This window comes from Staphylococcus sp. OJ82, assembly GCF_000294465.1.
Lineage (GTDB): Bacteria > Bacillota > Bacilli > Staphylococcales > Staphylococcaceae > Staphylococcus > Staphylococcus equorum.
Genome location: NZ_ALPU01000010.1, coordinates 630,686 through 651,243, shown reverse-complemented (window position 1 = coordinate 651,243; position 20,558 = coordinate 630,686). Strand labels below are relative to the sequence as shown.

The 20,558-nt window shown below is 31.8% G+C and carries 22 protein-coding genes, 2 tRNA genes and 1 pseudogene; 16 read left to right on the top strand and 9 right to left on the bottom strand.

All coding sequences use genetic code 11. From position 1 onward, the window contains the following. Positions 1-6 precede the first annotated feature (6 nt). The 6 genes and pseudogenes from SOJ_RS10520 (at position 7) to SOJ_RS10500 (ending at position 7,914) form a co-directional block, all read left to right on the top strand. Entirely contained in the window at positions 7-1,569 is a 1,563-nt protein-coding gene (locus tag SOJ_RS10520) for a peptide chain release factor 3 (protein WP_002508079.1), read from the top strand. 353 nt (positions 1,570-1,922) lie between these two features. Beyond that, entirely contained in the window at positions 1,923-2,726 is an 804-nt protein-coding gene (locus SOJ_RS10515; RefSeq protein ID WP_002508078.1) for a TerC family protein, read from the top strand. 269 nt (positions 2,727-2,995) lie between these two features. Then, positions 2,996-3,086: pseudogene (locus SOJ_RS14885) on the top strand (hypothetical protein); the annotation flags it as partial. Positions 3,087-3,238: 152 nt separating this feature from the next. Next, complete coding sequence (locus tag SOJ_RS10510; RefSeq protein ID WP_443255803.1) at positions 3,239-4,783, top strand: S1C family serine protease; 1,545 nt, start codon at positions 3,239-3,241, stop codon at positions 4,781-4,783. Between the two features lie 18 nt (positions 4,784-4,801). Then, a complete protein-coding gene (locus SOJ_RS10505; RefSeq protein WP_002508076.1) occupies positions 4,802-6,160 on the top strand; it encodes a TrkH family potassium uptake protein in 1,359 nt (452 codons plus the stop codon). Positions 6,161-6,405: 245 nt separating this feature from the next. Next, complete coding sequence (locus SOJ_RS10500; protein WP_002508075.1) at positions 6,406-7,914, top strand: bifunctional metallophosphatase/5'-nucleotidase; 1,509 nt, start codon at positions 6,406-6,408, stop codon at positions 7,912-7,914. Positions 7,915-8,175: 261 nt separating this feature from the next. Here SOJ_RS10500 and SOJ_RS10495 read toward each other — a convergent pair whose 3' ends face one another. Both SOJ_RS10495 and SOJ_RS10490 read right to left on the bottom strand, forming a co-directional pair. Further along, positions 8,176-8,778: a CPBP family glutamic-type intramembrane protease gene (locus SOJ_RS10495; RefSeq protein WP_002508074.1), complete on the bottom strand. Its 603-nt coding sequence runs from the start codon at positions 8,776-8,778 to the stop codon at positions 8,176-8,178. Positions 8,779-8,784: 6 nt separating this feature from the next. Further along, positions 8,785-8,970 (bottom strand): YkvS family protein, encoded by a 186-nt coding sequence (locus tag SOJ_RS10490; protein ID WP_002508073.1) that lies wholly within the window; start codon positions 8,968-8,970, stop codon positions 8,785-8,787. Positions 8,971-9,170: 200 nt separating this feature from the next. Between SOJ_RS10490 and SOJ_RS10485 the strand changes: the two genes are divergently transcribed. Further along, positions 9,171-10,160 carry a lipoate--protein ligase gene (locus SOJ_RS10485; protein WP_002508072.1) on the top strand — a complete coding sequence of 330 codons (990 nt, stop codon included), beginning with the start codon at positions 9,171-9,173 and terminating at the stop codon, positions 10,158-10,160. A 99-nt stretch (positions 10,161-10,259) separates the two neighbouring features. On the opposite strand, the gene SOJ_RS10480 is transcribed toward SOJ_RS10485, so the two are convergent. Next, positions 10,260-10,478, bottom strand: coding sequence for an IDEAL domain-containing protein (locus SOJ_RS10480; protein ID WP_002508071.1), 219 nt, complete (start codon positions 10,476-10,478; stop codon positions 10,260-10,262). Between the two features lie 252 nt (positions 10,479-10,730). On the opposite strand from SOJ_RS10480, the gene SOJ_RS10475 reads away from it, so the two are divergent. The 3 genes from SOJ_RS10475 to SOJ_RS10465 all read left to right on the top strand — a co-directional run bounded on the left by SOJ_RS10475 (position 10,731) and on the right by SOJ_RS10465 (position 11,614). Next, a complete protein-coding gene (locus SOJ_RS10475; protein ID WP_002508070.1) occupies positions 10,731-11,294 on the top strand; it encodes a competence protein ComK in 564 nt (187 codons plus the stop codon). Between the two features lie 154 nt (positions 11,295-11,448). Then, positions 11,449-11,523, top strand: a tRNA-Asn gene (locus SOJ_RS10470). A gap of 2 nt (positions 11,524-11,525) precedes the next feature. After that, positions 11,526-11,614, top strand: a tRNA-Ser gene (locus SOJ_RS10465). Between the two features lie 118 nt (positions 11,615-11,732). Here SOJ_RS10465 and SOJ_RS10460 read toward each other — a convergent pair. After that, the gene (locus tag SOJ_RS10460) at positions 11,733-12,275 is read right to left on the bottom strand and encodes a recombinase family protein (RefSeq protein WP_002508069.1); all 543 of its coding nucleotides are present in this window, start codon (positions 12,273-12,275) and stop codon (positions 11,733-11,735) included. Positions 12,276-12,384: 109 nt separating this feature from the next. Between SOJ_RS10460 and SOJ_RS10455 the strand changes: the two genes are divergently transcribed. Then, the gene (locus SOJ_RS10455; protein ID WP_002508068.1) at positions 12,385-13,836 is read left to right on the top strand and encodes a SulP family inorganic anion transporter; all 1,452 of its coding nucleotides are present in this window, start codon (positions 12,385-12,387) and stop codon (positions 13,834-13,836) included. A 13-nt stretch (positions 13,837-13,849) separates the two neighbouring features. Further along, complete coding sequence (locus tag SOJ_RS10450; RefSeq protein WP_002508067.1) at positions 13,850-14,263, top strand: universal stress protein; 414 nt, start codon at positions 13,850-13,852, stop codon at positions 14,261-14,263. Between the two features lie 150 nt (positions 14,264-14,413). On the opposite strand, the gene SOJ_RS10445 is transcribed toward SOJ_RS10450, so the two are convergent. From SOJ_RS10445 to SOJ_RS10435, 3 genes are all read right to left on the bottom strand, one after another. Continuing rightward, positions 14,414-14,527: a hypothetical protein gene (locus tag SOJ_RS10445; protein WP_002508066.1), complete on the bottom strand. Its 114-nt coding sequence runs from the start codon at positions 14,525-14,527 to the stop codon at positions 14,414-14,416. 13 nt (positions 14,528-14,540) lie between these two features. Further along, positions 14,541-15,425, bottom strand: coding sequence for a permease (locus SOJ_RS10440; RefSeq protein WP_002508065.1), 885 nt, complete (start codon positions 15,423-15,425; stop codon positions 14,541-14,543). Positions 15,426-15,500: 75 nt separating this feature from the next. Then, on the bottom strand, positions 15,501-15,821 hold the full coding sequence (locus tag SOJ_RS10435; protein WP_002508064.1) for an ArsR/SmtB family transcription factor: 321 nt from the start codon (positions 15,819-15,821) through the stop codon (positions 15,501-15,503). Positions 15,822-15,977: 156 nt separating this feature from the next. Between SOJ_RS10435 and SOJ_RS10430 the strand changes: the two genes are divergently transcribed. Genes SOJ_RS10430 through arsC form a run of 3 tightly spaced genes read left to right on the top strand, consistent with a single transcriptional unit; the run spans position 15,978 to position 17,997 of the window. Then, positions 15,978-16,292 (top strand): ArsR/SmtB family transcription factor, encoded by a 315-nt coding sequence (locus SOJ_RS10430; protein WP_002508063.1) that lies wholly within the window; start codon positions 15,978-15,980, stop codon positions 16,290-16,292. Further along, positions 16,292-17,584 carry an arsenite efflux transporter membrane subunit ArsB gene (gene arsB, locus SOJ_RS10425; RefSeq protein ID WP_002508062.1) on the top strand — a complete coding sequence of 431 codons (1,293 nt, stop codon included), beginning with the start codon at positions 16,292-16,294 and terminating at the stop codon, positions 17,582-17,584. The genes SOJ_RS10430 and arsB overlap by 1 nt, the downstream gene beginning before the upstream one ends. 17 nt (positions 17,585-17,601) lie before the next feature. After that, positions 17,602-17,997, top strand: a complete 396-nt coding sequence (arsC, locus tag SOJ_RS10420) for an arsenate reductase (thioredoxin) (RefSeq protein ID WP_002508061.1) — start codon at positions 17,602-17,604, stop codon at positions 17,995-17,997. 515 nt (positions 17,998-18,512) lie between these two features. Here arsC and SOJ_RS10415 read toward each other — a convergent pair. Beyond that, complete coding sequence (locus SOJ_RS10415) at positions 18,513-18,725, bottom strand: TM2 domain-containing protein (RefSeq protein WP_002508060.1); 213 nt, start codon at positions 18,723-18,725, stop codon at positions 18,513-18,515. A gap of 174 nt (positions 18,726-18,899) precedes the next feature. On the opposite strand from SOJ_RS10415, the gene SOJ_RS10410 reads away from it, so the two are divergent. Next, positions 18,900-19,457 (top strand): GNAT family N-acetyltransferase, encoded by a 558-nt coding sequence (locus SOJ_RS10410; RefSeq protein WP_002508059.1) that lies wholly within the window; start codon positions 18,900-18,902, stop codon positions 19,455-19,457. 111 nt (positions 19,458-19,568) lie between these two features. Here SOJ_RS10410 and SOJ_RS10405 read toward each other — a convergent pair whose 3' ends face one another. After that, entirely contained in the window at positions 19,569-20,507 is a 939-nt protein-coding gene (locus tag SOJ_RS10405) for a 1,4-dihydroxy-2-naphthoate polyprenyltransferase (protein ID WP_002508058.1), read from the bottom strand. Positions 20,508-20,558 lie beyond the last annotated feature (51 nt).

The window sequence follows — 20,558 nt, the reverse complement described above, 5'->3', positions numbered from 1 at the left end:
CTAAAAATGAGTATAAAGGAAGAAGTAGAATCAAGAAAAACCTTTGCAATTATATCTCATCCTGATGCTGGTAAAACCACATTAACTGAAAAGTTATTATTATTTGGTGGTGCGATTAGAGAAGCAGGAACTGTTAAAGGTAAAAAAAGTGGAAAATTTGCAACTAGTGACTGGATGAAAGTAGAACAAGAGCGTGGTATTTCAGTTACAAGTTCAGTGATGCAGTTTGATTATGATCACTATAAAATCAACATTCTAGATACACCAGGACACGAAGATTTTTCAGAAGACACATATAGAACACTTTTAGCAGTAGATAGTGCTGTTATGGTAGTTGACTGTGCAAAAGGAATTGAACCACAAACACTAAAACTTTTTAAAGTTTGTAAAATGAGAGGTATTCCAATCTTTACTTTTATTAATAAACTTGATCGTGTTGGTAAAGAACCATTTGAATTATTAGATGAAATTGAATCTACTTTAGAAATTGAAACATATCCCATGAATTGGCCGATAGGAATGGGACAAAATTTCTTTGGTATTATCGATCGCGACTCACATACAATTGAGCCTTTTAGAGAAGAAGAAAATACGCTGCATTTAAATGATGATTTTGAATTAGAAGAAGATCATAAAATGAAAAATGATAGCGCGTTTTCTCAAGCTATTGAAGAGTTGATGCTAGTAGAAGAAGCGGGCGAAGACTTTGATAATGAAGCATTACTAAATGGTGAATTAACGCCTGTATTTTTCGGTTCGGCATTAGCTAATTTTGGAGTTCAAAACTTCTTAAACGCTTATGTGGATCATGCACCAATGCCTCATAGTCGTCAAACAAAAGAAGAAGTGGAAGTAAAACCTTATGATTTAGATTTTTCAGGATTTATTTTCAAAATACAAGCGAACATGGACCCTAAACATAGAGACCGTATTGCCTTTATGCGTGTAGTAAGCGGTGCCTTTGAACGTGGCATGGATGTTACGTTACAGCGTACCAAGAAAAAACAAAAAATCACACGTTCAACATCATTCATGGCTGATGATAAAGAAACAGTAAACCATGCGGTGGCTGGAGATATTATTGGTTTGTATGATACTGGTAATTACCAAATTGGTGACACGTTAGTTGGTGGTAATCAAAAATTCAGTTTCCAAGAATTACCACAATTTACGCCAGAGTTATTTATGAAAGTTTCAGCTAAAAACGTTATGAAACAAAAGCACTTTCATAAAGGTATTGAACAATTAGTTCAAGAAGGTGCGATTCAATATTATAAAGCACTACACACAAACCAAATTCTTATTGGGGCAGTTGGACAGTTACAATTTGAAGTATTCGAACACCGCTTAAAAAATGAATACAATGTCGATGTTGTCATGGAGGCAGTCGGTCCGAAAATTGCACGTTGGATAGAAAATGAAGAAGAAGTTAAAGATAAGATGAGTACATCGCGTTCAATTTTAGTTAAAGATATTTATGAAAATTATGTGTTTTTATTTGATAATGAATTTGCAACGAGATGGTTTGAAGAGAAGTTTCCAGAAATTAAATTATATGGTTTGTTATAAAACTATATTTTGTGTATAATAACGATATTAATAGAATACCTATGACTTTGTAGTCAGAGGGGAGTAACTCAACTTTTATTAAAAATATATATGAAGCATGCATTTATATGCTTAAAGAAAATACTGTATATATCTTTTTAACATAGTCATTTTATCGTCATTACGAAGCTTGATTGCTTCCGGTAAAGTGGGCAGATACAAACTGTCGAGTGAGACCTTTGCTAATAGTGAATAACGCGATTGATTTGTTCTTTAGTGTATAAAAACTAAATGAACTAAATTAAATAGCGGCAATACACTAACTTAGCTTAGGTCTCTATTTTTATGTTTAAAAAATTAAGGAGTTGTCCTAGATGGATCCAAGTATGATTTTACCTTATTTATGGGTGCTCGTTGTTCTAGTATTTTTAGAAGGACTATTGGCTGCAGATAATGCCGTAGTTATGGCAGTTATGGTTAAACATTTACCGCCTGAACAACGAAAAAAAGCTTTGTTTTATGGTTTATTAGGTGCATTAGTATTCCGTTTTATTTCTTTATTCTTAATCAGTATTATCGCAAATCTTTGGTGGATACAAGCACTTGGTGCATTATACCTACTATATATGTCCATAACCAATTTGATATCCTTCTTTAAAGAGAAAGATAAGGAAGAACAAGAAGCTGGTGATGATCATCACTTTGATGAAGATGGTGGAGAGATTCACGCAAGCCCTAAAGAATTTTGGGGCACTGTATTAAAAGTTGAATTTGCAGATATTGCATTTGCTATTGATTCAATGCTTGCAGCTCTTGCAATTGCAGTGACATTACCAGCAGTTGGCATCCACTTCGGCGGAATGGACTTAGGTCAGTTTGCTGTTATGTTCATAGGTGGTATGTTGGGCGTTGTAATTATGCGTTTCGCTGCAACATGGTTTGTAAACTTATTAAACAAATACCCAGGTTTAGAAGGCGCAGCGTTTGCTATTGTTGGTTGGGTAGGTGTTAAATTAGTGGTCATGGTGCTTGCACATGAAGAAATCGCTGTTTTACCTGAACACTTCCCACATAGTACGTTATGGCAATCTATTTTCTGGACTGTCATGATATTGTTAGTAGTTATTGGTTGGTTAACTTCATTAAGAAATAACAAGAAAAAAGAAAAGCAAAAGTAAATGTTAAGGTAACTGGAAAAGCTCATAGAGGTTTTCCAGTTTTTTTATGTAAAAACATGTAAGGTATTATTTATAAATTTTAATATTGTCGTTTACTAAAATTGAGCAAGGATGTGTCAAAATATTTGAGAAAATCATTTAAAGTTAGAAATTTAGAAAGAAAGTGATTATAATCAGAATGTATCTACTTTTATAAAAGAAAATAAAGAAGAATTATCTATTATATTATGTCATAATAGAGAGTGAATATTTATGTAATATTAGGGGGGATTAAGGTGACTCAAAATAAAAAACACGTCATTCCTAAAGAAAAATATGGACGTAAACGACGTGAGTTTTTTCATAATGAAGAACGTGAACAACGTGTACATTTAGAGCATGAGGCCAGAGAACAGCGTAAAGAAAAAGCGCAAAAATTAGCCAAAAATAATGAAGAGCGTGTGAAAGAAAATTTACGAAAAGCACGTATTGAAAAGCTAACACAAGAAGAGATACAACAACAACAGGCTTTGATGGCTAAACAAAGTGGTTCTAAAGAAGATATAGATGTACCAAGCGATAAACAGTCATCAGATACCACACAGTCCTCAAGTTACCCACAGAAGCAAAATGCTAATTATCATACTCAAAGTAAGTCTGAGCAAGAAACAGATGATCATCGAGAGAATACAGAAAATGATACAGTGGTTACTGAGCAGAGCACATTATCAAAAAATCAATCGTCAAAAATTGATGAAGTAGATAACTTTTATTCAGAAGAAGCACAACAATCTCGAGTTGAAACATACGTTGAAGAAGAAGATGTAGATGCAAAAGAAGAAAAAGCGCAAACAACAGCGCGTAACAAGCATGCATCTCAACATCAAGGATCAAATCACACCAATCAAAATGGACAATTAAGCAACGTTGATAAGATTAAATATTTCTTTAAGGAACATTGGCCTAAAGTACTTATCGTTATTGCAGTTATATTATTATTAACATTGATGAATGCAATATTTACTAACGTTGATCAAAATGGTAATGACAAGGATAGTATTTTCCAAAGTAATAATGGTAAAGAAAAGTCATATACCGCAACTATGAAGAGCGCAAATAGTGCTACGCAATCAGTAGTAACGGTTGAGAATGATACAAGCAACAAAGGTTCTTCTGCAGAGAAAGAGACACAAGAAGCAGGTAAAGAAAATGAGCTAGGATCAGGTGTCGTCTACAAAAAAGTAAGCGACTCTATTTTTATCATGACAAATGCGCATGTAGTAAGAGACAAGAAAGAACAGAAGATTACATATGGTAACGGAGACTACTCAATAGGAAAAGTTATTGGTACAGATAAATTCTCTGATATTGCAGTGGTTAAAGCAAAGGTTAAGTCTAGGAGTGACGTTAAACCAATCAAAATGGGTGATTCAAGCACTTTAGTATTAGGGGAACCTATTATCGTTGTAGGGAATCCACTAGGTGTTGATTTTAAAGGTAGTGTTTCAGAAGGGATCGTATCAGGTCTTAATCGTCATATACCTGTAGATATTGATAAAGATGAACAATATGATGTACTAATGGATGCATTTCAAATCGATGCGCCGGTAAACCCTGGTAACTCTGGTGGTGGCGTGGTTAATAGAGATGGTAAATTAATAGGCATTGCATCGTTGAAGATAGATATGGATAATGTAGAAGGTATTGCATTTGCAATTCCAGTAAATCAAGCTGAATCAATAGCAAAAGAACTTGAAGCTAAAGGTGAAGTCAAATATCCTAATACAGGTGTTCGTATCATGAATGTTGCCGATATCGATGATGAAACGCGTCAATCATTACAACTACCTGAAGATGTGAAATCAGGTGTATTAATTGGTGAAGTTAAAGAAAATTCAACAGGTGAAAAATCTGGGTTGCAAAAAGATGATGTAATAGTAGAATTAGATGGTAAAGAATTAGAAGATAATCTAAGATATAGACAAATTATTTTTAATCATAAAGATGATTTGGATACATTACCAGCTAAAATATACAGAGATGGTAAGCTTAAGGATATCAAGATTAAATTGAAGTAGCGTTGGGGTGAATAAACGTTGTCCATTTTCAATCAATTGTTAAAAAAATCAAGCCCTCAACAAGGGATAGTGATGTATTATATTGTTGCAATTATCGTAGCATTTTTATTACTTAATTTACCATTTGTTCACAAATCTGGAATCAATGTTGACCCGATTGATTCTTTGTTTGTAGCAGTTTCAGGCGTGAGTGTGACTGGTTTATCGCCTGTTAATATCGTTGAGACATATACTACTTTTGGACAAATCATAATTATGATTATTCTAAATATCGGTGGTATTGGCGTCATGGCCATTGGTACGATGCTATGGGTGTTTTTAGGAAAACATATTGGCATGCGTGAACGTCAGCTTATTATGCTTGATAATAATAAAGATACCATGAGTGGTACAGTTAAACTGATTCTAGATATTGTACGTACAATTTTAATTATAGAACTTGTTGGAGCGTCATTATTAGCATTCTATTTTTATAGAGATAATCCAGATTTGCAATATGCAATTATGCAGGGTATGTTTGTAGCGGTATCTGCAACGACAAACGGCGGTTTAGACATAACAGGACAATCGTTAATTCCTTATGCTAATGACTATTTTGTTCAGACTATAGTTATGTTTTTAATTATTTTAGGATCTATTGGCTTTCCAGTATTAATTGAAGTAAAAGCATACATTAAAAATAGAATACCTAATTTTAGATTTTCGTTATTTGCTAAAATTACAACCATGACTTACTTAGTATTGTTTGTATTCGGCGCAATAATAATTTTATTATTTGAACATAACCATGCTTTTCAAAATATGACGTGGCATAAATCGTTATTTTACGCACTGTTCCAATCTGCAACAACAAGAAGTGCCGGATTACAAACCATTGATGTAAGTAATTTTGGAGAAGGTACGAATGTAATTATGAGTGTCTTAATGTTTATAGGTTCTTCACCGAGTTCAGTAGGTGGTGGTATTAGAACGACTACTTTCGCAATCTTAATCTTATTCTTATTGAACTTTAGCAATAATAATGAAAAAACCTCGATTAAAGCATTTAATCGTGAAATTCATACAACAGATGTACAACGCTCATTTGCTGTTTTTACAATGGCAGGAATACTCACATTTGCAGGTACGATTACAATACTTGTGGTTGAAAATGGCAAAATATCATTTCTACAAGCATTTTTCGAGGTCATGTCAGCGTTTGGGACATGTGGATTATCATTAGGTGTTACTGATGACATTAGTGGGATGAGTAAGATTGTATTGATGGTACTGATGTTTATTGGTCGTGTAGGACTTATTAGTTTTATTATTATGATTGGTGGGCGTAGAGAGCCAGACAAATACCATTATCCGAAAGAACGTATTCAAATTGGCTAAAACTTCATTTTGATAGTTTTAAGATGATTAATTATAAAGTTATTCCCTTTCTTGTGAAAACAGTGCAAGAGAGGGTTTTTTAATTTCAATGTTTTATAGAATAATGTAAAAGTACTAAAAAGAGGCAATTAAATGATTTAAGCAAGGCTTCTTAAATTATTAAAATTCTTAGAAGGTAATATTTTCTTTTGCTATCATGGGTATTCAGAAACATGTTATACTGAAGGAAATGAGGGGAGAGGCATATGAAAAAAAGCGAGAGAATTACAATAGATGTTATCACAACTTCAGATATGCACAGTCATTTTCTAAACGGAGATCATGGTTCTAATATATATAGAGCAGGTACTTACGTTAAAACGAAGAGAAAAGAAAATGAACATGTTATTTTGTTGGACAGTGGCGGTAGTTTGGCTGGTTCATTGGCTGCATTTTATTATGCTGTTGTTGCGCCATATAAGCGTCATCCTATGATAAAGCTGATGAATGCTATGCAATATGATGCAAGTGGTATTAGTCCTAATGAATTTAAATTCGGTTTGTCCTTCTTTTCAAGAGCGGTCTCTTTATCCAGGTTTCCATGGTTATCGGCGAATATTGAATATAAGCGTACAAGAGAACCTTATTTCTCTACACCTTATACGATAAAAGAAGTAGAAGGCGTCAAGATAGCTATTGTTGGATTAACTTCAGACGGATTGATGAACCGCGAACACTTTGAAATGGAAAATGAGCTACAAATTGATAAAACTTTAGTGGCTTCTAAAAGATGGATTCGCTTTATTCATGAAACTGAAATGCCAGATTTTCTTATAGTCATATATCATGGTGGTATAAACCAACTGAATAAATCCGCAAATGAACGCGAACAAAACGTGAATGAAGCGGAAAAAATTATGCAATCATTAGGCGTGATTGATTTACTGATTACTGGTCATCAACATCAAACTTTTATAGGTAGAGATGATCAAACATTGTATGTACAAGCTGGTCAAAATGCGGAACAATTAGTCCATGTAAAAATTAACTTTAAGCAAAGAACTACCTCATATGAATTAGAAGATGTTGAGTCACAAATTGTTGATTTAAACGAGTATAAGGAAGATGAGGATTTACTAAACTTAACATTTTATGATAGAAAAACTGTTGAACATTGGGGGAAAGAAGTTTTAAATGTTACGCCCGTTTCTGCTCAAGTAAACGGTTTAGGAGACGTTATTACGAAGCCCCATCCTTTCACGCAACTTTTACATGACGGTATTCGCTCAGAGTTTGATTATGATATTTCATGTGTACATTTACCTACCAGTGGAGAAGAAGGCTTAGAAGCAACAATAACCAATGAAGCATTATATAAAGCGTATCCGCATCCTGACGTGCCAGTTGATTTAACTTTAAAAGGACAGCAGATTAAAGATATTCTAGAGTATGGCTATTCACATATAGAATTTAGCCATGGTGAACTCAGTTTAACAATTATTGATGAAACATTATGTACGTTTTGGCAAGGCGTGGATTACACAATTGATATGAATGCTGCACCGTTTAATCGTGTTAATTTAAAAAACATAAGACTGAATCATATGTATCGTGTAAGTATGACAGATTATTGTTATAGAAATTATAGACAGTATTTAGAAAATGCAGTTATTCATGAAACTGGCGAAATAACGATGGTAGAATTAATATCTAGAAATTTGAAAAATGAGCATTATAAAATAAATCAAAAGCAAAGCTTTAATGTAATAACATAGGCTAAAGGATTGTAATATAAATACTACTATATCCTCGTTTGCATAAGATAGGGCTATAGACTCAGCATGTAGCCTTCAATTCATACTAGGCTATTCTAATTTGGCAAGTGTCTCGTATGCAACAGTGCTGTAATAACTGGAAAAATTAGTATTATAATATATTTATTTTATATAGCACAAAAAACTGGAAGGCGCTCATTATTTTAATGAGCGCCTTCCAGTTTTTAATTTTTAATAAAACGTATAAAGTTCCACAATAAGTTAAGCATGGAATATTAATAGAATTACTACTGCAACGATTTGTGCTATTACAGTGGTAGCAATTCTACGCGTATAAAAGTAGCTTATTGAGAGTGCAATTTGTACGATAAAGATGAAGAAAACAATCCATAAATTATCTAGATAGTAGAATAATGAAGCTGAGCAAAGCGCCGTAATTATAATGCTAAGCCAACTTGGTATGTTTAATTTAATCAATTCTTTTTGTAAAACTGTTCTCATATAGAGTTCATGACAAGGTATAACAAAGACTAATGTTATTAACATTTGCCATTTAAAATATACGCCAGTTCTTGTTAATTCTTTAATTAATTCAAGATATTTTATATCCGAAGAAATTGCTGCAATAATCAGCTGAATAATAATTAATACAATACCAGTAACAATTCCAACACCTAAAGAAGTAAGCAATCTCTTAGATTCTATATCTCTTTGATAAAAGATATAACTAATACCAGCTATGAGCATAATGCCAGTATATAAATACCAATACTCTTGTTTTTCTCCCCACATAATGAAGAGGATGATGTGGAATACAATAAAGCTTAAAAGAAACCATATTAAAGCCTTTGAAATTCTATTCATTTTTTACTATCCTTCTTGTTCAACGATTGTATATCGCTTATGATTAATAACAGTTTTTTCAGGCAAGTCTAAATCATTGAAATTCTCCATAATTGTTAAATCTACAATTACTGAATTATCATTAATTTTCTCTACACGGCCTTTTAAACCATCATAGAATTCTACTATATTTCCAACTTCTGCAACAGTCATTTTTAGTCCTCCCTAGAAATGCTAACTAGATAGTATTATACAAAAAAACTTAAGACAAATAAACAAATAACCATTAAATTGTGTGATATAAACCGATTTTGAAACTTTTTATCATATTTAATGTAAATGATTGGCATTTTTAGAGGAAATATAGCATAAATAAGGTAAGGGTATATTTTTAGGGAAAAGGAGTGCAATAGATGAAGTTTATTAGTAATAATGATATTACAGATCCAACATTAAATTTAGCAATGGAAGAATATGTATTAAAAAATATGCCGAAAGACGACAGCTATTTTCTATTTTATGTGAATAGACCGTCTATTATAATTGGTAAAAACCAAAATACGATTGAAGAAGTTAACAAACCATATATTGATGCACATAATATTGATGTTGTGAGACGTATATCTGGTGGAGGTGCTGTTTACCATGATGAAGGTAATTTAAATTTCAGTTTTATAACAGATGATGATGGTAACAGCTTCCATAATTTTAAAAAATTTACAGAGCCAATTGTTGAAGCATTAAAATCGTTGGGTGTTGATGCTGAAATGACTGGTAGAAATGATATTCAAGTAGGTAACGCCAAAATTTCAGGCAATGCTATGGTAAAAGTGAAAGATCGCATGTTTAGTCATGGTACATTAATGTTAAATAGTGAATTGGATGAAGTTCAGAACGCATTAAAAGTTAATCCTGCAAAAATTAAATCTAAAGGGATTAAATCTGTACGTAGCAGAGTCGCAAATATTTCAGAATTTCTTGAAGAACCTATTAATATTGATAACTTTAAAGATATTATTTTAAAAACTATTTTTGGAGAAGCAAATCAAGTTGAAACATATCAACTTACAGATGAAGATTGGAAAAATATTGAAGCATTGAGTAATGAGAAATATCGTACATGGGATTGGAATTATGGTAGAAATCCAAAATATAACTTTGAAAGAGAAGAGAAGTTTGAAAAAGGTTTCGTTCAGATTAAATTAGATGTTAAACAAGGTCGTATTGAGCACGCAAGAATTTTTGGAGATTTCTTCGGTGAAGGTGACATAACAGAACTTGAAAATGCATTAGAAGGTACGTTACACGAGTTTGATAGTATCGAGGAAGCATTTTCAAACTACGATATTTATCATTATTTTGGTGATATCGATCGCCATGAACTCATTAGATTAATGTCATAAACAAGAGTTATAAGTAAAAATAAAACTCAAAAAGGTCTATTCTCTAACTTATTGGTGTAAGTAGGGAATAGACCTTATTTTAAATAACAATCTATTAAATTATCCAACGAGAAATTCCTCCAGGTTTCTGTATTCTTCAGTATAACGTTTGAAATCCTGCTCGTTTTTATTCTTAAGCGCGTGGTCAATGAGGTATTCTAACTGCTGTTTACGGACATTTCTTAACGACTCATCAATGATTAATTCAATACCTAAATCATTAATCGTTGACACAAAAGATTCTAATGAATTGTATTTAACATTTGTATTGTTTTTCATTTTCAACACAGCCCCTCTATCTATATTTACATATAGTATACAGCCTTTTATTTTTGAAATCAATAAATAGTCAGATTTTTCCAAAAATATAAGTGTAATTTGCAACTTTTCAAAAAATAAGAAAATACAAAAGTATAATAACTAAAAATCAATTGTAGAAAATTTATAAAATATTTTATTAAATAAGTTGATTTTAAAATCTTTGTGTTATATTATTTGAGTATCACCATAAGTTTTAAGGAGGCGTCAGCTATGATTCAACAATACATTATTAAAAAAGGTGATATGGCTCTTCAACCTTGTAATTTATCTATAGGACTAAATGAAGGTACTTGTGTATTAAAGTATAAGGAGGAGCGTGATATCGTAAAGGAACGGACACATAAGATTATAGATCGTTCATGTAGATTTTATGGTAGCAGCTATGTATTTAAAAAAGAAGACACAATGAGAATTACAGGTATTAATAGTAAACCCCCGATATTATTCACTCCATTATTTCCTACTTATTTTTTTCCTACACATTCAGACCGAAAAGAAGAAAACACTTGGATCAATATTCATTATGTACAAACCATAAGAGCTTTAAAAGATAAAAAATGTAAAATCACATTTGTCGATAACCAGACTATAGTTGTTAATATTTCAGCACACAGTATGCATCATCAATACTTAAATGGTATATATTATTACTATATGATGGATAGAGCAGCTAGGGTGGCTACTTTTGATCCTGAATCTCCTATAGACTATACGAAACCACAATTAAATATTTATGAAGCATTAGCAAAATATTCTCTATTTGAAAATAAATAGCAAAACATTTCTAAAATATAAATGTAAAAATGTCATATGTGGAATATTATATTAATTTAGTGTAAATATTCCGTATATTTTTTTGGTTAAGGTACTTGAAAATTTCTCTGAAGTTGATATAATAGTATTTGTGCTTGATTGAGATATCAATTATTCCACAGTAGCTCAGTGGTAGAGCTATCGGCTGTTAACCGATCGGTCGTAGGTTCGAGTCCTACCTGTGGAGCCATTGGAAACGTACTCAAGTTGGCTGAAGAGGCGCCCCTGCTAAGGGTGTAGGTCGCGCAAGCGGCGCGAGAGTTCGAATCTCTCCGTTTCCGTTAATAAAAACAAGCTTTTTAATACCGAAGTCCTTAACAGGATTTCGGTATTTTTTTGTTCTAAAAAGAAAAATGTAAAGGCTAATTTATTTTGAACTTTACATTTTTTAACAAAATACTATTTATCTAAATGACGATACAAAGTTGCTCTGCTTATATTCGTTTTCTCTTTAATTTCATTTAAAGTATATTTTTTACTCATATACATTTCTATAGCATCTTTAAGATTCTTATCATCTCGCTTTGGCCTCCCCATATTTTTTCCTTCTTTGGTGTGGTTTTCTAATCCTATACGGGTTCTAAATTTAACGATATCACTCTGGAAATCAGTTATATTATGTAGTATTTCTAAGAATGATTCTTTAGTTGCTTTATTAATGTATTTTTTTAAATTTATTACGTATAGTGAAACATTCATCTTTGAAAGTCTATCTAATATATCTACTAAATGTTTGGTAGAATCAGCAAGTATGCATAAATCAGTTATATATAATGTATCTCCTGTAGATAAGTTTTCATTTAAAAGTAATTCTAATTGAATTCTTTTTTTATTATGAGCGTGAGACTCCTCAAAAATATCCTTTGTATAATTTGCAATTTTCTTATTTTGTTCTATCATTGAATCATTTATTATGACTGGCCTTACGTAGCCCAAATGCATTGGAAAGCACCACCTATAGATTTTTTTGAAAATAGTTTCATAAAGGGGTATACATATGAAACTATTCTGTTATACTTTATTTTATAATTTATTATAAAGGAGAGTAAATATGATTGAAACATTAAAACAGGAATGGCTAAATCAGCCTGGTAAAAATATCCTTGCTGGTATAGTTGTTGCATTGGCATTAATTCCTGAAGCCATCGCATTTTCAATTATAGCAGGAGTTGATCCTATGGTCGGGTTATATGCAGCCTTTATAATAGCCACTGTAACTGCTGTTGTAGGCGGAAGGCCTGCTATGATTTCAGGTGCAACGGGAGCTGTAGCGCTATTAGTGGTCCCTTTAGTTAAAGAACATGGCGTAGAATACCTTTTAGCTGCCACTATATTTATGGGTGCGATACAACTGATTTTAGGTTTGCTGAAAATTGGCCGTTTAATGAAATTTATACCCCGCTCAGTTATGATTGGTTTTGTTAATGCTTTAGGGATTATGATATTTATGTCCCAGATAGAACATATCTTTGGTATATCAATATCAACATATGTATATGTGATCATAACATTATTAATTGTTTATATTTTACCCCGTTTTTCAAAAGCAGTCCCTGCACCATTAATTGCTATTATCGTTTTAACTGGAATCTATATGTACACTGGAGCTGATGTGAGAACGGTAGGAGATTTAGGTACGATTAAGCAATCACTACCACATTTTTTAATTCCTAATGTTCCATTTAATTTCGAAACTTTACAAATTATTTTCCCTTATTCATTATCGATGGCAGTTGTCGGTCTAGTAGAAAGTTTACTTACAGCTAAAATTGTTGATGATGCTACAGATACTTACAGCAGTAAAAATAGAGAATCACGTGGACAAGGTATTGCTAATATCATCACTGGTTTCTTTGGTGGTATGGGAGGTTGTGCCATGATTGGTCAATCAGTCATTAATGTGAAATCAGGTGCAAATAGTAGATTGTCTACCTTTACAGCCGGCATTGTCCTGATATTTATGATTATAGTATTAGGCAACATTGTTGTACAAATTCCTATGCCTATCTTAGCAGGTATCATGGTTATGGTTTCTGTAGGAACTGTGGATTGGAATTCTTTTAAATATATCAAAAAAGCACCTAAAACAGATGCTATCGTTATGATAATAACTGTCATTATTGTTTTAATGACACACAATTTGGCAATTGGTGTAATTATTGGAGTCGTTTTCAGTGCATTGTTTTTTGCTACTAAAATTTCAAAAATTAATGTTATTTTAGAAGAATACAGTAATGTGAATTATTTGTATTTCAAAGGTCAAATCTTTTTTGTGTCTATTGATTCTATGATGGAACAAATTAATTTTAACGTTGAAAATAAAACGATAGAATTAGATTTTAATGATGCACATTTGTGGGATGACTCGGCAGTAGACGCAATAGATACTATAGTAAGGAAATTTGAAGAAAAGAATAATGTTGTCCATGTTGAAAAATTGAATTCGGATAGTCGGAAAATTGTGTCTGAGTTAAGCCAATTAAATGAGAATCACTTAAATTAAAGGAGTGCTATTTATGTATAAGTCAATTTTGTTAGCGGCGGATGGATCAGAGAACAGCTTGCGTTCAGCAAAAGAAATTTTAAATTTCATAGATGAAAATACGATTGTTACGATACTTACAGTTGTTGATGTTGATGAATCGAAAACAGACGTATTACATGGTAATAAGGGTGAAGGTTTAAATAATAAACGAGAAGATAAATTAGGAAATATCACTGAATTTTTCACCAAACATAGTGTGGAATATAAAGTGAAAATTGCACATGGCGTTCCTGCTGATACAGTAGTTGAAATTGCCAATGAGGGGGAGTATCAAGCTATAATTTTAGGAACCCGTGGCCTAAATAGCTTACAAGAAATGGTCTTAGGTAGTGTGAGTCATAAAGTAGCAAAACGCGCGCAAATCCCTGTAATTATCGTAAAGTAAAATGTAATTTGAATGATGTTGAGCTAAAATATAAGTAGTTGACTTTGATACCTACAAACAAAGGATCTTCTTAAATTTAGAAGATCCTTTGTTTGTAGGTTTTATTTTTTAGCTTTTAAACTTGTGAAAACTAGCAACAAGGTTTACTGTCTACTTCTTTTTCTCGTTATTTTCTTCTTTTTTATCCGTATGTTCTTCAATTTCTACTGAACAACATGATTGTTCTTGTGGTTTTAATTTTTTTAATGCATCTTTGAGACCCATTGACTACACCTCCTTAAATAATTAAGTTAACAATTAGACCAGTAGCAATTGCTACGACTAAAATTGCTATAACAAAAGATATTACAAATTTCTTTTTAAATAATTTAGATAACAAGACTACTTCAGGTATACTTGCGCCTGCGCCACCTATAATTAGTGCCACGACTGTACCTAGTGACATACCTTTAGATACTAAAGCTTCAGCTATAGGAAGCATTGTTTCTGGTCTGATATACATTGGAATACCAATAACAGAAGTAATAACAACAGAGATAATACCATCGCCACTTGCATATTGAGTTATAAATGTTTCTGGAATAAATCCATAAATAAACGCACCTATAAATACACCAATAATTAAATAAGGCAACATTAGATATAGGAAAGCCCAAGCATCGTTTAGCGCTTGCTTAACACGAGCCCCTGATTTATTTGAGAAGAAACCATCGCCTTTAACAGTAACGCCTTTATAACTCTCTGCCAGATTCATTTTTGAAAATACAAATCCTGTTAAAATACTGAAAATTGCTAAGACAATAAAATAAACAACAGCAACTTTCCAACCTAATAGAATCCATAGCATAAATATCATGAGTGGATTCATAAGTGGGGAAGCGATTAAGAAACTCATGGCTGGACCAAATGGAACTTTTGAATTTAATAATCCAGCAAGTATAGGAATAGTGGAACAAGAACAAAAGGGTGTAATAGCCCCAAAAGTCATTCCTAATACATAGTTAGTTGCTTTGTTAGGTTTGCTCAACAGCCTTCGTATTTTATCTTCTGAAACGAGTTGTTGAATTAAACTTACGATAAAACTTACAACTATAAATAGTGCTAACAATTCAAAAAATAACATTAAAAATGTTTTTATGAATTCGATGATTGACTCTGTCATTAGTGAAGCTCCTCTATATATTAATCAATTTTTCTTGATATATTAATCAAAAAATTGATTAATATAATATGAAAACTACAATATTTTACAACAAGTATCTTCAGTTAATACGACTTGGATTTGTGCTTCGTTGATTTTGTAATAGTTCCATGTACCATGCTTTTCAAGGATTAAAATTTGTGTATCGACCAATTTTTTTAAATGGTAAGAAAGTTTGGATTGTTTTAAATCTAATAACGCTTCTAAGTCACATACACATAGTGATTTATTAGTACTCTGACTAATTTTATTAAGTATTTTTAGACGGTTTTTGTCGGCAAGTGCGTTGAACATATTTTCATAATAGGTTAACTTGTCATCTTCATTTAAATGGTTTGCATTTTTTATAACATCCATAGATTACACCTTTCTAATTAATCAATTTTTTTTGATGTATTAACTATAATATATCATAATCATTTTTTCAATTAAAAATTCAGGATATTATTAATAGAATATAGACAATTATCTATATAGATGATATTCTATTTACTTGTGAGAGGAGAGATGAACTTGTCATATAAAGAATTATCAAACGTATTAAAAGTGCTTTCTAACCCAAGTAGATTAGAAATTATGGATTTACTTTCTTGTGGTGAGTTATGTGCATGTGATGTATTGGAACATTTTAAATTTTCTCAGCCAACTTTAAGTCATCATATGAAATCATTAGTAGAGTGTGAGTTAATTACTACACGAAAAGAGGGGAATAAGCGCATGTATCGGCTTAACCACGATGTATTTGAACAAATTAATCAAAGTTTAAATCTAATAAATACTACAAATGAATTATGTATTTGTAAAAATATGAAGTCAGGTGAGTGTTAATGATGACGATATTAGCAATCACAATCTTTGTATTAACGTTAATTTTTGTTATCTGGCAACCTAAAGGGTTAGATATTGGAATTACTGCATTAATTGGTGCTTTAGTAGCTATAATTACGGGTGTTGTAAGTTTTTCAGATGTACTGGAAGTTACTGGGATCGTTTGGAATGCGACTTTAACATTTGTTGCAGTTATTCTTATTTCACTTATATTAGATGAAATTGGGTTCTTTGAGTGGTCTGCTATACATATGGTTAGAGCATCAAAGGGTAATGGCCTGAAAATGTTTATCTTTATCATGCTTTTGGGTTCAGTTGTAGCAGCCTTCTTTGCAAATGATGGTGCAGCTTTAATACTTACCCCTATTGTATTAGCTATGGTACGTAATTTAGGCTTTGATAAAAAAGCAATATTTCCATTTATCATTGCTAGTGGTTTTATTGCAGATACAACTTCATTACCACTCATTGTTAGTAATTTAGTTAATATAGTTTCTGCAGATTATTTCGATATAGGTTTTATTGAATACTTTAGTAAAATGATTATACCTAATATATTCTCGTTGATTGCAAGTATTCTTGTGTTATGGCTTTATTTCAGAAAATCTATTCCAGGTAAATTTAACGAAGTAAATATTAGAGAACCAAGAGAAGCGATTAAAGATAAAAAGCTTTTTAACATCTCTTGGATTGTACTTGCTATCTTACTCGTTGGTTATTTAATAAGTGAGTTTATAAATATTCCAGTATCTATTATTGCTGGTATGATTGCTTTAATATTTGTATTATTAGCGCGTAAATCTAAAGCCGTTCATACGAAACAAGTAATTAAAGGTGCGCCATGGAATATTGTTTTATTCTCTATTGGTATGTATCTCGTTGTATTTGGCCTGAAAAATGTGGGGATTACAACACTTCTTGGTGATGTACTAACAAATATTTCAAGTTACGGCTTATTTAGTAGTATCATGGGCATGGGCTTTATAGCTGCATTTCTTTCATCTATTATGAACAACATGCCAACTGTATTAATAGATGCTATAGCAATTGGTCAATCGAGTGCCACAGGAATATTAAAAGAAGGCATGATTTATGCCAACGTTATTGGGTCTGATTTAGGACCTAAAATAACACCCATTGGCTCTTTAGCCACACTTCTTTGGTTACACGTGCTAACTCAAAAAGGAGTGAAAATATCTTGGGGTGTGTATTTCAAAACGGGAGTTATTATCACAATCCCTGTTTTATTTGTAACCTTATTAGGTTTATATTTAACACTAATTATTTTTTAAATGAGAGGTAATCATAAATGGATAAAAAAACAATTCACTTTATATGTACTGGTAATTCTTGTCGTAGTCAAATGGCTGAAGGCTGGGGAAGAGAAATACTCGGCAAAGAATGGAATGTTTACTCAGCAGGTATCGAAACGCATGGTGTAAACCCTAAGGCGATAGAAGCTATGAAAGAAGTTAATATTGATATTTCAAATCATACATCCGATATGATTGATAGTAATATTTTAAAACAGTCTGATCTCGTTGTTACACTTTGTAGTGATGCTGATGATAATTGTCCAGTTATACCGCCTAATGTGAAAAAAGAACATTGGGGCTTTGATGACCCAGCAGGTAAAGCATGGTCAGAGTTTCAACGCGTAAGAGATGAAATAGGAGATACAATTAAACGATTTAAAGAACTATAATTATCTCAATTTTAAAAATGAGCATAAATTAAATCAGAAAAATAATAAAAACCTTCAAAGTAGACACTAAAAGTGAAAACTTTGAAGGTTTTTACACGTCAAAATTAAAAAGTGTATTAATAATTATAGTTTGTAAAATTTCAAATAACTAGTTAAAGAAAATAATTAAAAAACACTCACCATTTGGTGGGTGTTTTTTGTTAATCATAAGAATTCTATAAGGTAATTGTAAAAATAAAAGCTAATCGTTTCTAAAATTAGAAACGATTAGCTTTTCAATTTTTTCGTAAATTTCAATGTATATGAAATCTATTTTTTACTTATTAAATTTCTGATTCCTTTTATAATAAAGCCTACTACTACAGATCTGAAAACACGTGATATAATATTTTTCATTATTAGTCCTCCTAAGTTACAATTCAACTTTCCATAGTTTGCTATATAGTTTCTTTACCCAATTTCAGATGAAATATTGGAGAAAATAGAAAATATTTTATCTTTTAATAAAAAAGTGGTTATTTTTCAAAAGAAATAAGACCGTCTTCGTCTGCTTTGTTAAAGAAAATCGTAATGATGCCACTAATGATAGCGATAACGTATGGAATGCCTGTCCAAAAGAACACTAAATGTATAATACCTTGTAAAAGTTGATTTGAGTAAAATTTATGAATGCCACACCAACCGAGTAAAAATGCAAGTATAACGTAAATGACTTTATTTACTTTCATATGTCTAGTCCTTTCATTTTAAAGTTCTTATCTTAATTATCTCTTATATTAAGCGATTCAACAATCGAAAACAATTAATGAAAGACGATTTCTCGTAAAAACCAATTATTACTTCGAATTTTTTATTTAATTCATATATAATATAGTTAAATAAACATAATAAGGAGAATACAAATGATTAGAAAAGCTAAACCTACCGATAAGCATGAAATTGCAAAATTATGTTATATCATATGGAGTCAATTAGACATAGATTTAGTGGAATACACCGATAAAGAAAGATTACTAAAAATCATGGAACAAAGTATGGTGGATGTACCATATAGAGGTCATTATAGTAATACTTGGATATACGAAGTTGATGGTAACATTGCAGGTTGCTTAATTGCATATCCTGGTAACAAAGAGTTAGAGCTTGAAAAGGCTTGGTTAGATATGGAGTTGGATGAAGACATTAGAGCATATGGGACGCCGATGCCAATGAAAGAGGCTAATGATGATGAATGGTATATCGAAACAGTTGCTACATTCCCAGAATTTAGAGGGCAGGGTGTCGCTACTAAATTAATTAAACATGTATTAGAAACGTATCCAGATGAAAAATGGAGCTTAAATTGTGATTTACTCAATGATGGGGCGTTACATGTTTATAAAAAATTAGGATTCCAACCTACAAGTGAATTCGATTTATATGGTCATATGCATTACCACATGGTACATATAAAAGACTGAGTTTTTATCTCTGTTAAAAAACAAAAAATCGACCTTCATGAGTATGAAGATCGAAAAAGTAATACTTACTTTATTTGATTGCTGGGTTAAACTTGCTAATTGAGAAATATATTAAATACCACCGAGCAGAGCACTAATATAAATACCTAGTGCATACAGTAGACCGAAGAATGTATTCGTTTTTCCTGTTGCAGCCATTGCTGGCATCATAGTTGCTGGCGTGTCATTCTTTTTGAATCTACGTACAGCCTTGATAGGTAGCGGGAATGACAGTAATGCAAGTAAAAAGAAAATTGAACCACCAGGTTGGAAGAATGTAATATAGATAACTAATGCATACGCGACAATGTACATTAATGCTAAGAAGCGTATTGAATTATTTTTACCCAATAAAATAGGTAATGTCTTACGACCACTTTCTTTATCTTTAACACGGTCACGAATGTTATTAGCCATATTGATTAAACCGATTGTTATAACAATCGGAAGACTGATCCAAACAACTAGACTTTGTAAATTACCTGTTTGAATGAAGAATGCAATTAAAATAATAATCATACCCATGAAAATTCCAGAGAATACTTCACCAAAAGGAGTCCAAGAAATAGGGAATGGTCCACCCGTGTATAAATAACCAATTGCCATACACACGAGTCCAATTGGTATGAGCCAGAATGAACTGTTGATGGCTATCAATAATCCTAGTAAAGCAGCAATGACATAAAATGCAATGGCTATATTCATGACTAACTTAGGACTCATGCCATTTCGAACGATTGCACCACCGATTCCTACAGAAGTGTGGTCATCTAACCCTTTTTTGAAATCATAGTATTCATTAAACATGTTTGTCGCAGCTTGAATTAATAAACAAGCGGTTAACATGGCTAAAAGCAAAGTAAGACTTAGATGATCTTCACTACCAAGTAGGAATATTTTTGCAGTAGCAGTACCAACAAGTACTGGTACCACAGCAGCGGTTAAAGTATGTGGTCTCATTAAGTGCCAGTATTTTCTGACAGTAGAATATTGTTGATATTTAGATGCCATAAAATTTTATACCTCGAATTCTTTTATATTAAAATATTTTTTATCAAATTT